Source organism: Billgrantia antri, assembly GCF_019430905.1.
GTDB classification, from domain to species: domain Bacteria; phylum Pseudomonadota; class Gammaproteobacteria; order Pseudomonadales; family Halomonadaceae; genus Halomonas; species Halomonas antri.
In genome coordinates, this window is the sequence record NZ_JAHYCA010000005.1 from 136745 (window position 1) to 148877 (window position 12133).

General features: G+C 64.8%; 9 protein-coding genes and 6 tRNA genes. 5 read left to right on the top strand and 10 right to left on the bottom strand.

The genetic code is table 11. The features are described from left to right. Window positions 1-36: 36 nt before the first annotated feature. From KPL81_RS14250 to KPL81_RS14275, 6 genes are all read right to left on the bottom strand, one after another. Window positions 37-111 (bottom strand) — tRNA-Gly (locus KPL81_RS14250). Window positions 112-156: 45 nt separating this feature from the next. Beyond that, window positions 157-232, bottom strand: a tRNA-Glu gene (locus KPL81_RS14255). Window positions 233-252: 20 nt separating this feature from the next. After that, window positions 253-327: transfer RNA gene (locus tag KPL81_RS14260), tRNA-Gly, on the bottom strand. Between the two features lie 58 nt (window positions 328-385). Beyond that, window positions 386-461 (bottom strand) — tRNA-Glu (locus KPL81_RS14265). A gap of 17 nt (window positions 462-478) precedes the next feature. Beyond that, window positions 479-553: transfer RNA gene (locus tag KPL81_RS14270), tRNA-Gly, on the bottom strand. A gap of 47 nt (window positions 554-600) precedes the next feature. Further along, window positions 601-676 (bottom strand) — tRNA-Glu (locus tag KPL81_RS14275). 151 nt (window positions 677-827) lie between these two features. Between KPL81_RS14275 and msrB the strand changes: the two genes are divergently transcribed. From msrB to htpX, 4 genes are all read left to right on the top strand, one after another. Next, on the top strand, window positions 828-1229 hold the full coding sequence (gene msrB / locus KPL81_RS14280; RefSeq protein ID WP_219792760.1) for a peptide-methionine (R)-S-oxide reductase MsrB: 402 nt from the start codon (window positions 828-830) through the stop codon (window positions 1227-1229). Between the two features lie 69 nt (window positions 1230-1298). Then, window positions 1299-2279 (top strand): ribosome biogenesis GTPase YlqF, encoded by a 981-nt coding sequence (ylqF, locus tag KPL81_RS14285; protein WP_219792761.1) that lies wholly within the window; start codon window positions 1299-1301, stop codon window positions 2277-2279. A 65-nt stretch (window positions 2280-2344) separates the two neighbouring features. Beyond that, window positions 2345-3577, top strand: coding sequence for a pyridoxal phosphate-dependent aminotransferase (locus tag KPL81_RS14290; RefSeq protein WP_209477523.1), 1233 nt, complete (start codon window positions 2345-2347; stop codon window positions 3575-3577). Window positions 3578-3695: 118 nt separating this feature from the next. Further along, a complete protein-coding gene (gene htpX / locus KPL81_RS14295) occupies window positions 3696-4598 on the top strand; it encodes a protease HtpX (protein ID WP_219792762.1) in 903 nt (300 codons plus the stop codon). A 73-nt stretch (window positions 4599-4671) separates the two neighbouring features. On the opposite strand, the gene pdxB is transcribed toward htpX, so the two are convergent. Next, a complete protein-coding gene (pdxB, locus tag KPL81_RS14300; RefSeq protein ID WP_219792763.1) occupies window positions 4672-5826 on the bottom strand; it encodes a 4-phosphoerythronate dehydrogenase PdxB in 1155 nt (384 codons plus the stop codon). 129 nt (window positions 5827-5955) lie between these two features. On the opposite strand from pdxB, the gene KPL81_RS14305 reads away from it, so the two are divergent. Beyond that, window positions 5956-6237, top strand: a complete 282-nt coding sequence (locus tag KPL81_RS14305; protein ID WP_219792764.1) for a hypothetical protein — start codon at window positions 5956-5958, stop codon at window positions 6235-6237. A gap of 20 nt (window positions 6238-6257) precedes the next feature. On the opposite strand, the gene KPL81_RS14310 is transcribed toward KPL81_RS14305, so the two are convergent. The 3 genes from KPL81_RS14310 to rlmKL form a co-directional block, all read right to left on the bottom strand. Further along, a complete protein-coding gene (locus KPL81_RS14310; protein ID WP_219792765.1) occupies window positions 6258-9251 on the bottom strand; it encodes an EAL domain-containing protein in 2994 nt (997 codons plus the stop codon). 108 nt (window positions 9252-9359) lie between these two features. Further along, window positions 9360-9716 carry a glutaredoxin family protein gene (locus KPL81_RS14315; RefSeq protein ID WP_219792766.1) on the bottom strand — a complete coding sequence of 119 codons (357 nt, stop codon included), beginning with the start codon at window positions 9714-9716 and terminating at the stop codon, window positions 9360-9362. After that, window positions 9713-11908, bottom strand: coding sequence for a bifunctional 23S rRNA (guanine(2069)-N(7))-methyltransferase RlmK/23S rRNA (guanine(2445)-N(2))-methyltransferase RlmL (rlmKL, locus tag KPL81_RS14320; protein WP_219792767.1), 2196 nt, complete (start codon window positions 11906-11908; stop codon window positions 9713-9715). The genes KPL81_RS14315 and rlmKL overlap by 4 nt, the downstream gene beginning before the upstream one ends. Between the last annotated feature and the right edge of the window lie 225 nt (window positions 11909-12133).

The following is a 12133-nucleotide window of genomic DNA, read 5'->3' on the forward strand; positions in this document are numbered from 1 at the left end:
CCCGAGCCTTGGCATTCTGATGGGTGTAGAAAAAATTGGAGCGGGAAAGGAGATTCGAACTCCCGACCCTCGCCTTGGCAAGGCGATGCTCTACCACTGAGCTATTCCCGCTTGATCGATCTCGGCCATGCCTGCTCGACAAGTATAACCGAAAGGTGGCGTCCCATAGGGGGTTCGAACCCCTGTTCCCGCCGTGAAAGGGCGGTGTCCTAGGCCACTAGACGAATGGGACGCAGCAGCCAGACAGTGCGCTGGAGCGGGAAAGGAGATTCGAACTCCCGACCCTCGCCTTGGCAAGGCGATGCTCTACCACTGAGCTATTCCCGCATGCACGCCAGTCTAAGCTAACAACAGCGCAACCGCTATCGCGGATGCAACCGGAAGATGGCGTCCCATAGGGGGTTCGAACCCCTGTTCCCGCCGTGAAAGGGCGGTGTCCTGGACCACTAGACGAATGGGACGCACTTGGTGCTGAATCTGGAGCGGGAAAGGAGATTCGAACTCCCGACCCTCGCCTTGGCAAGGCGATGCTCTACCACTGAGCTATTCCCGCACATCAGTCACTCACTCCGGCACCTGCTGAACCAGTGAGGAAACGAGTGGCGTCCCATAGGGGGTTCGAACCCCTGTTCCCGCCGTGAAAGGGCGGTGTCCTGGACCACTAGACGAATGGGACGCAGCCGTCTCGCTCTCTGCCTCAACGAGGTGGCGCGAATCTTACTCAAGCCCCCCGAAGCTGTCAACTGTCGGCCTGGGTTGGCCGAAGCCAGGGAAAACAGCCAAGCTATGGGTGTCTGATGAGAGGACGCCCCAGCAGGAGAGAGGCCATGCGCAAGAAGATCGAGAAGAGCGATGCCGAGTGGCAAGCCCAACTGACGCCGGAGCAGTACCGGGTAACGCGTCAGCAGGGTACCGAACCGCCCTTCAGCGGCGACTATCAGGTCAGCGACGAGCACGGCATCTATCACTGCGTGTGCTGCAATGCCCCGCTATTCGAGAACGAGCACAAGTTCGAGGCTCACTGTGGCTGGCCGAGCTTCGATCGTCCGCTCGGCCAGGCGTGCGTCGAGGAACGCTTCGACGATTCGCACGGCATGCGCCGCACCGAGGTCGTATGCGCCCACTGCGATGCCCACCTGGGCCACGTCTTTCCCGATGGCCCAGCGGAAACTACCGGGCTGCGCTACTGCATCAACTCGGTAGCCATCTCGTTCCACCCCGGCGAATAGCGCAGCCTACCCTGCCGAGGCCGCCCTTCTGCTATGATGGGCGGCCTCGTCAGTTTGCAGGAGTGGCACATGCTCGGCTGGTATCCGGGACACATGAACAAGGCGCGCCGCCAGATCCAGGAGGCGCTGCCCGAGATCGACGTAGCGATCGAGGTGCTCGACGCCCGTCTGCCCTACTCCAGCGCCAATCCCATGCTCGCCGGCCTGACCCGCCACAAGCCGGTGCTCAAGATCCTGTCGCGGGCCGACCTGGCCGACCCGGAACGCACTCGTGAATGGGTGGCATACTTCGACTCGCTGCCCGATACGCGAGCTCTGGCCGTCACCACCACCAACTCCCGCGAACTCAAGCGCATCCCCAAGCTGTGCCACGAGCTGGCCGGTCAGGTGCGCGCCGACCGCGACGTACGGGTGATGGTCATGGGCATTCCCAACGTCGGCAAGTCGACCCTGATCAACGGTCTGGCCGGCAAGGCCATCGCCAAGACCGGCAACGAACCGGCGGTGACCAAGCGCCAGCAAAAGGTGCGCATCGCCGGACGGGTCGCACTGATCGACACCCCGGGGGTGCTGTGGCCGAAGATCGAGGATCAGGCCAGCGCCTACCGCCTGGCAGCCACCGGCGCCATCCGCGACACCGCCATCGACTACGCCGACGTCGCCGTCGTCACTGCTGGCGAACTCGCACGGCGTTATCCCGAGGCGCTCAAGGCCCGCTACAAGCTGAGCGAACTGCCGCCCTACGCCCCCAATCCACAGGCAGAGCAGGTCGAGGCCGACGGCCCCCGGCGCATCGACCTGCTGGCCGTGGCCGGCTTCGACGGGCATGCGATCCTCACCGAGATCGCCAGCCGCCGCGGCGGCCTGCGCCCGGGCGGCGAGGTCGACCTGCACCGCGGCGCCGAGGTGCTGCTGCACGAGCTGCGCGACGGCAAGCTGGGCCGCCTGACGCTGGAAACCCCGGCCGACATCCCCGCGCCCACGGAGGAGGAAGAGCCCGCCGCCGAAGCGACGAACAACGATGGCAGCGGCGCGCATAACTCCGCATAATCACTGAGTTCCGGCAGTCTGGCTGACCGGAACCACCGGACACCACTGGAATCTCGGACACCTCAATGGACACCCCCACCCTGTTCAGGAAATCGCACAAACTCGATAATGTCTGCTACGACATCCGCGGTCCCGTGCTCGAGCACGCCAAGCGGCTGGAAGACGAAGGCCAGCGCATCCTCAAGCTGAACATCGGCAATCCTGCCCCGTTCGGCTTCGAGGCCCCTGAGGAGATCCTTCAGGACGTGATGCGCAACCTGCCCACCGCCCAGGGCTACTGCGATTCCAAGGGTCTCTACTCCGCGCGCAAGGCGATCATGCAGGAGTGCCAGCGCAAGGAGATTCCCGGTGTCGGCATCGAGGACATCTTCATCGGCAACGGCGTTTCCGAGCTGATCGTGATGGCCCTGCAGGCGCTGCTCAACGATGGCGACGAGGTGTTGATTCCGGCGCCCGACTACCCGCTGTGGACCGCCGCCGCCAACCTCGCCGGCGGCCACGCCGTGCACTACCGCTGCGACGAGCAGGCCGACTGGGCGCCGGACATCGCCGACGTGCGCGCCAAGGTGACCGGTCACACACGGGCCATCGTGATCATCAATCCCAACAACCCCACCGGCGCGGTCTATCCACCCGAGGTGGTGCGCGAGCTCCTCGCCATCGCCCGCGAGCACGACCTGGTGGTGTTCTCCGACGAGATCTACGACAAGATACTCTACGACGATGCCAAACACGTCTCTACCGGCGCGCTGGCCGACGAAGACCAGCTAGTGGTGACCATGAACGGTCTTTCCAAGAGCTACCGCTGCGCCGGCTTCCGCTCCGGCTGGATGACCCTTTCGGGCAGCGTGGCCATGCAGCGCGCCAGGGACTATATCCAGGGCCTCAACATGCTCGCCTCGATGCGCCTGTGCGCCAACGTGCCGGCCCAGCACGCCATCCAGACGGCGCTGGGCGGCTACCAGTCGATCAACGACCTGATCCTGCCCGGCGGCCGCCTGCTCGCCCAGCGCGACATCACCTACGACAAACTCAACGCCATTCCCGGGGTGAGCTGCACCAAGGCCAAGGGGGCGCTCTACGCCTTCCCACGGCTCGATCCCAAGGTCTACCCCATTCACGACGACCAGAAGCTGGTGCTCGATCTGCTGCTGCAGGAGAAGATCCTGCTGGTGCAAGGTACCGCCTTCAACTGGCCGGAACCCGACCACGTGCGTATCGTCACCCTGCCCTGGGCCGACCAGCTCGGCGATGCGCTGGATCGCTTCGCCCGGTTCCTGTCGCGCTATCGCCAGTAGCGTCGGCAGGCGTCGATTTTCGGCCCAGCCTTGAAACCTGCGTCAACGGGCCGTATCTAATTCAGCAGATTTCGTCTGGGCCGCAGTGGCGGCCCCTTGCCACCGGAGATTCCTGACGATGATGAGAATACTGCTCTTCCTGGGCACCAACCTGGCGGTGATTGTCGTTGCCAGCATCACGCTGCGCCTGCTCGGGGTGGAGGGCTACCTGACCGAGCAGGGCATGAACTTCAATGCCCTGCTGATCTTCTGCTTCATCTTCGGCATGGCCGGTTCGCTGGTATCGCTGTTCATTTCAAAGTGGATGGCGAAGCGCACTACCGGCACGGTGGTCATCACGCAGCCGAGCAACGCCACCGAGCAGTGGCTGCTCGACACCGTCGCCGAGCTCTCCCAGCAGGCCGGCATCAAGACGCCGGAGGTCGGCATCTTCCCGGCCCAGCAATCCAATGCCTTCGCCACCGGCTGGAACAAGGACGACGCCCTGGTGGCGGTTTCCGCCGGCCTGCTCAACCGCATGCGCCCCGAGGAAGTGCGCGCGGTACTGGCGCACGAGATCGGTCACGTGGCCAACGGCGACATGGTCACCCTTGCACTTATCCAGGGCGTGTTGAATACCTTCGTGATGTTCTTTGCACGGGTCGTGGCCCACTTGGTGGACAATTTCCTGCGCTCGCGCAGCGACGGTGAGGGCGGGCTCGGCTTCATGGGCTACTTCGCCGTAGTAATGGTCGCCGAGATCGTGTTCGGCCTGATCGCCTCGGCCATCGTCGCCTGGTTCTCGCGCTTCCGCGAATACCGTGCCGATGCGGCGGGCGCGCAACTTGCCGGCAGCGGCGCCATGATCAACGCCCTGGCCCGGCTCAAGGCCGAGAGCCAGATGCCCAACCAAATGCCCGACACCCTGACCGCCTTCGGGATCAACGCCGGCCAGACGCGCAAGTTGATGGAGCGCGTGTTTGCCAGCCACCCGCCGCTGGACGATCGGATTCGGGCGCTGAAGGAATCCGCTTACCGTTGAGGCAGCGTGCCACGGGAAGCCGTAGGGCCCGTCGCTTGACGGGCCCTTTTCGTTGCGTTCGCTGTCGTAGCCCTCAGCAAACCTTCAGGCCCGCAGCTTGCAACCATGGGGCCAGACTGGCCACCTCTGCCCCCAGCTCAACCGTGAGCGTCGAGAGCTCGCGGCGCAGCGGGTAGCGGGCACGACAGGCGTCAAAGCCCCGAGCCATGCCGAGCCGACGGCTCTCTCGCCATAGGCTGTCATGGTCGCGACGTACGTCGTACACCGCCCTCAGGCACAGCCTCAGCGCCTCATCGACGTCTAGCCCGCCCTGAAGCCTGAGCCGGGATAGCGGCGGCTGAGGCAGCAGGTCATCGAGACCGATTCGCCTCGGCAAGCCCAGATGCTGGCACAGCGCTGCATGGATCTGATGGGTCCCGCGCAGCTTGCCATCGAGGCTGTGGCCGGCGATATGCGGCGTCGCGATCTGGGCCAGATCGCGCAGCGCCGGGTCGATAGCCGGCTCCCCTTCCCACACGTCCAGCACCGCATCGATGTCGGCCGGTCCCGCCAGGCGCTGACGCAGCGCCAAGCCATCGATACAGTCGCCGCGTCCGGCATTGAGCAGCAGCGTGCCGGGAGACAGCTCGGCGATGCGTCGTGCATCGAGCAGATGATGAGTGGCATGTGGGCCCTCGCGCACCAGCGGGGTGTGCAGGCAGAGCACATCGCACACGTCGATAAGCGTCTCCAGTGCCTCGAACCCTTCGCACCCTTCCGCTTCCGCCCTGGGCGGATCGCAGGCCAGGCACTCGATGCCCATGGCGGTGAGCCGCGCCAGCAGTCTCCCGCCCACGTTGCCCACCCCGACGATCCCCACGCGACGCTCGTTGAGCCGCCAGCCCTGGCGCTCGGCCAGGGTCAGCAGGCTGCCCAGCACGTAGTCGACCACTGCCTCGGCATTGCAGCCCGGAGCACTGGCGAAGGCGATGCCGTGGCGTGCCAGCGCGGACTGGTCGACATGGTCGGTGCCGATGGTGCAGGTCCCGACAAAGCGCAGCCTTGCTCCCTGCGCCTTGGCGGCGTCGAGAGTTGCCTCATCGAGGCGTGTGATCGAGCGGATCACCAGCGCGTCGACATCGCGCAAGGCGGCCGCGTCGATCTCGCGCCCCGGCATTCTCACCAGCTCGCCCAGCCGCCCGAAGCAGACCTCGGCACCTGGTACGTTGGCATCGACGAGAATCCTCACCCTCTCCCTCCTTGAATCATCGTGACAAAGGCGTCCGACGTGACTTGTGCCATCGGCGTGAAGGCTTACAATACCGCACGAACCCTTCGCGCTGCCTCCCGGCAGCGCCCCGATGCGTGTGGAGCCTTCGTGATCGTCCGCTGGGAAAGTGAACACGACTACGTGCTGGTGCACATTCACCAGGACATGTTCGGCGACTGGATCTTCAGTCGCGCCTGGGGCCAGATCGGCACTCAGTTCGGCGGGCTGAAACACCGACTGGCCGATGATCATGACCAGGCCCTGATGTGGCTCGGCGACGAGGCCACCATTCAGTCGTCCCGCGGGCTGCGCAAGGTGCTCGAGGTCGACGCCGAGAGCGCCGAGGGACAGGCCGCGGTGCACCAGCTCTCGCTGCTGGACGCGCTGTAGACACGTCTTGGGGCCGGAGGCTAGAGGTCGTCGCGCACGGTCTCGCTGGCGTCGATCCAATACTGCAGTAGCCCCAGCAGCTCCTCGCTCACTCCTTCCATTTGCCGTGCGTGCTGCTTTGCCTCCTCGTCGTCCTCATGCTCCTTCAACGCAAGCGCCTCCTCGGCCAGCCGGTCGTAGAGCGCACAAAGCGCGGCGATGCGCGCCTTGTGCTCCCTTCCTTCCAGTGGCGAGTCATCGAGGGCGCCCAGCCACTGTTCGAGCCGGCTTCTGCGTGAGCTTGGTGTCGGCGGCTCGTCACGCTCCCCCTTGAGGTAGCGCAGCAGGCCGGCCGCGCAGGCACGATGATCGGCCATGGCATAGATCGCTCGCAGCTCTTCCGGCCGGGCGCGCTGGCGATGACGCCAGGCAGGATCGGGGCGCCACGACTCGAGCCAGCCCGGTATCGCCTGCGCCGGCATGGGGCGGGCGATGGCATAACCCTGCCCCAGCTGATAGCCCATCGCCAGCAGCATGCGTCCGTGCAGCAGGGTCTCCACGCCCTCGGCAATGATGTTCCGGCGAAAGGCGACGGCGAGTCCAAGCACGCCCTCGAGAATCGTCAGGTCTTCGGGATCATCGAGCATGTCGCGTACGAAACTGCGGTCGATCTTGAGGGTGCTGGCGGGAAAATGTCGCAGATACGTCAGCGAGGAGTAACCAGTGCCGAAGTCATCTAGCGCGAACTCGACGCCAAAGTCACGGCACGCCTTCATCACGCTCGTCACATGGGCGACGTCTTCCAGCGCATTCGTCTCGAGCACCTCCAGCTCGAGATCGCCCGGCGCTACGCTTGGGTGACGTTCGACTTCGGCACGCAGGCGCTCGAGGAAGTCGGCCTGCTGGAGATGAATGGCATCGATATTGACGCTGACCGGCAAGCGCACGCCGGCGCTGGCCCAGATCTCGAACTGATCCAGCGCCTGGGCCAGCACCCATTCCCCCAGTTCGACGGCCAGCGGATGCTGCTGGACGGCGGGCAGGAAAGCAGCGGGAGCCAGGAGGCCACGGTCGGGGTGCTGCCAACGAATCAGCGCCTCGACGCCGATGACCTCACCGGTCGACATGTTGACCTTGGGCTGGTAGTACAGCACGAACTCGTCGTTGATCAGGGCCTCGCGGATGCGCTCGAGGCTCTCATGGTGCCCACGCACAGCACGATCGTGCTCGGCGTCGAAGATGTGGAAGCGGTTCTTCCCCGCCTGCTTGGCCTGATACATGGCCTGGTCCGCCTGACGGATGAGCTGCTCGGGCTCGATCTCGTCATCGGGGGAGTAGTGAACCACCCCGATGCTGCCCGAGACATGGAGCGAGGTGCCCTCGATGTCGATTGGTTCGGCAATGCGGCGCAGCAATCGTGCAATGAGGCTGGTCACTTTCGCCACGTCGTTCTGCTCCGGCAAGACGATGATGAACTCATCGCCCCCCAGGCGGGCCACCGTATCGGCTTCACGAAGGGCCGCAGTCAGACGCTCGGCGATCGTGATCAGCACCCGGTCGCCAACCTCGTGGCCCAGGCGATCGTTGATCTCCTTGAAGCCATCCAGGTCGAGGTAAGCCAATGATACTTTGAAGCCGCTGCGCCGGGCCGCGAGCATCGCCTGGCGTAGCCTGTCGGCCAGCAGGATGCGGTTCGGCAGTTCGGTCAGGCCATCGAAGAAAGCCATGCTCTGTAGCTGATGCTCGTACTCCTTCTGCCGACTGATGTCAGTGAATACCGCGACGAAATGCGACACCTGGCCGTGGCGGTCGCAGACTTTCGAAATGGTGAGCAGCTCCGGGTAGGTCTCGCCGCTCTTGCGCCGGTTCCACAGTTCGCCCTCCCAGGCCCCTTGCTCCAGCAACTCATTCCACAGTGCCTGATAGAACCCCTCCTCCTGCAGGCCCGACTGCAGGAGACGCGGGTTCTTGCCGAGAACTTCGTCGCGAGAATAACCGGTAATGCGCGTAAAGGCTTCGTTGACCTCGAGAATGTCGCCCTTGGCATCGGTAATGATGATGCCTTCCCGCGCATGGCTGAACACACTGGCAACGAGCCTGAGCTCCGCGGTCTTGCGCCGGACCACCTGACGCAGCCTGACGTTCCAGGCCACGATCAGGGCGACTACCAGCGCCAGCCCCGCCCCGTAGGGCAAAAAGGCACGCCAATCAACGCGGGAGTCGGGCAGCTCGGCGCCAACCCACTTCTCGCTCAAGCGGTCGAGCGTTCCACTGGTACGGGCATGCTCGATGCCCTTGTCGAGAATCGACCGCAGCAGCGCGTTGCCTTCGCTCACCGCCATGGCATTGCGCCCCACGTACAGCGGCTCTCCGACCCGCTTCATCTCAGCGTTCTGGCCGCTACTGTAGAGGTAATAGAGAACGATCTGCTCGTCACCCACCATGGCGTCGGCCTCGCCCTCCATCACCGCCCGCGCGGCACCGGCAAAGTCGTTGGTCTGAACCAGCTCGACATCGATGTCCAGCGACGCCAGATACCCTTCGGCATAATCGCCGCGCTGGGTGGCGACACGCTTGCCGTCGAGATCCTCGATTCGGGCAATGTCCGGGCGCTCGACCGCGACGAAGATGGCCGCAGGCACCTCGAATACCGTCTGGGTGAAATCGAACCGCTGGTCGCGAGCCTCGCTATAGAAGAAGCTGCTCAGAACATCGGCTTCGCCACTCAGCACTCGCTCCTGGGCCTGCTGGAAAGCGGTGTCGGTCAGCTGTGCATGGAAGCCCGCCTCAGTGGCAATCCATTGGGCCAGCTCGACCATGATGCCGTGCCGCTCGCCGCTGGCATCGAGGAATTCGAACGGAGGATAGCGACTCTGGCTGACGAAGACGATCGGCTCATTGCGTTCCAGATAACGACGCTCTTCCTCGGTCAGCGCTATCCCACCCGTCTCGGCCGGCACCGTGCCCGCAAGCGCCGGCAGCAACGCACAGCCCAGGGCGGCATAAAGCCACCGCCTTCGTTGCGGCACACTCATCTCCACCCCCTGTGCGATCGAATCCATGCCCCATGAGTGTTGTCAAAGCGGCAACACTTCACCACTGTGACGGCACACCTTGGTATACGTTGGGTCAACGTCTTCGGCTCAGCCGAGGTAGCGTCGCCCCCTGGGGCGCTGCTTCGTCGGCACCTGTTCTTCTTGTACCCTCGCCTCAGGCCCGAGTTCGCTCGCCTGCAGCCGCCGCCAGGCGGAACCGTCGAGCCTGCGACGTTCGGCCAGCCAGGCTGCCAGCCGTGACGGCTCGAAGCCTCTGTCGAGTTCATCGCCTGCGGCATCCACCAGCACCGGGATACGCACACCATAGCGCGCCATCAGCGCCTCGTCCTCGCTGATCTCGACCCTCACCAGGCGATATTCACCTCGATGCAGGTTCTCCAGCAAGGCCTCGAGCTGCTCGCATAGGTGGCAGCCCAAGGTGGTATAAAGCGTAAGCTGGTTCATGCCCCCTCCCGGTGACGAATCAGGAAGACATGATGAATGTCTGGACGCCGCGTGAAGTCGGGGTCGAAGGTGCGGGCCGAGATGTCCTCCACCGCGAAGCGTTCGGGCAGTCTGTCGTCGAGCTGGAAGCGACGCTGGTTATTGGAGAACACCAGCGTGCCGCCCGACGCCAGCCGCGCCATGGCCAGCTCGATCAGCCGCACGTGGTCGCGCTGAACGTCCAGGGTGCCTTCCATCTTCTTGGAGTTGGAGAACGTCGGCGGGTCGAGGAAGATCAGATCGAACTCGGCCCGGGCGGTCTCGAGCCAGCGTAGGCAGTCGTCGCGCACCACGCGGTGATGCGCGGGATCGAGGCCATTGAGGGCAAAGTTGTCGCGCGCCCATTCCAGGTAGGTATTGGAAAGATCGACGCTGACGCTGTCGGCGGCACCGCCTGACTCCTCGGTACCGAGCGCAGCCTGCACGGTGGCCGCAGCGGTATAGCAGAACAGGTTGAGAAAGCGCTTCCCCGCGGCCATCTCGCCCAGCATGCGGCGTACCGGACGGTGGTCGAGGAACAGGCCGGTGTCGATGTAGTCGCGCAGGTTGACCCACAGCCGAGCGCGCCCTTCGCAAACCTGGAAACGCTCACCGCTGGCGGCGTGCTTGCGGTACTGCGCCTTGCCGCTCTGCCGCTCCCGGCGCTTGATCACGACCTGGCCGGGATCAACGTCGAGCACCTCGGGGATCACCTGCAGCGCGTCGAAAAGGCGTCTCTGCGCCTGGGCGGCGTTCACCGAACGTGGCGGCGCGTACTCCTGCACGTGAACACGGCCATGGTAGACGTCCACCGCCAGGGCATATTCGGGCATATCGGCATCGTAGAGTCGATAGCAGGTCTCGCCGCTCTGCTTGAGCCACTTCCTCAGCCGCTTGCGGTTCTTTTCCAGCCGGTTGGCGAACATCTGGCCACCCTGGCTGCGCGCTGCCGCGCCGGCGGGTGCTGCCGCCTCCTCGGCCCCCTCGGCGGGAATGTCCATCAACAGCAGCTTGGCCTCGAGCGGGCCGTTCTTCAGCGAGTACTGCTTGTCGGCACGCAGCCCGATCCGGTGACCCAGGTCCGGGTTGGCGGTGAATACGGCCAGACGCCAGCCGGGGAAGGCGCGCTGAACGCCCTGCCCCAGCTCGCGATACAGCGTGACCAGCTCGGGCAGCTCGCCCAGGCGCTCACCGTAGGGCGGGTTGGTGATGACCAGACCACGCACGTCCACGTCCATCTCCGCAGGACGCTGCAACTGGCCGAGCGAGGCGCCCGAGAATGCGATCAGCGCGGGGATTCCGGCCCGCATGGCGTTGGCTTTTGCCGCCGCCAATGCCGGCGGACTCTCGTCGAAACCGTAGAACCGGTTGCGGCAGCGCTTGCGCCCGATACTGGCACGCGCCTCGGCCTCGCGCCTGAGTTCCGCCCACAGCGCCTCGTCGTGCTGCGCCCAGCCATGGAAGCCGAAGCGTACCCGGCCGAGGTTGGGGGCCATGTCGGCGGCCATCAGCGCCGCCTCGATCAGCAGCGTTCCCGCGCCACACAGGGGATCGACGAGCACCTCGCCATCGCGCAGGCGCTGCGGCCAGCCGGCACGGATCAGCAGTGCCGCGGCCAGGTTCTCCTTGAGCGGGGCGTGCCCCACGTCGCGGCGATAGCCACGCCGATGCAGGCTGTCGCCGGAGAGATCCACGCCCAGCGTCAGCCGCCCCCGATGCAAATGAGCATAGAGACGCAGATCGGGGCGCTGCAGGTCGACGCCAGGGCGCGGCTTTCCCTGTGCCTGCAGCGCATCCACCACGCCGTCCTTGACGGTCTGGGCGCCGAAGCGGGTGTGGCGAATGTGCTCGCTGCGACCGTGAAAATCCACTGCCAGGGTGGCACCGGAGCGCAGGTGCCGGGACCAGTCGACGCCGGCTACCGCGCGATGCATCGCCTCGGGCCGTTCGATACCCTCCTCCCGCAGCAGGCTGAGTACGATGCGGTTGGCCAGTCGCGACCACAGGCAGGCACGATAGGCACCCTCGAGATCGGCACGAAAATGGACCCCGGCCACCGTGGTCTTGTTCGGCTCGGCTCCCAGCGTGCGCAGCTCATCGGCGAGCAGCTCCTCCAGCCCCTTGGGACAGGTGGCCAGGAAGGACCATATTTGACGTTGCGATGACTCACTCATGAAGCATTCCCGCCCCCCTCGGCCGGGCATATTCCTTTCGTTACAAAATTATCTCGATCTTATGACGAAACATAGGTCGACAATGCCCCCCATGATGGGCTAAGAGTAGTCATGGTAGCTACTGGAAAGACGCATGCGTTCACTTGGCGAGTCTGGTTTGGGCTCGCATGGCCTCGCTCTGCCGTCGTTAAAGGACTGGCTTACGGCTAAGCGAACGGTAGGACG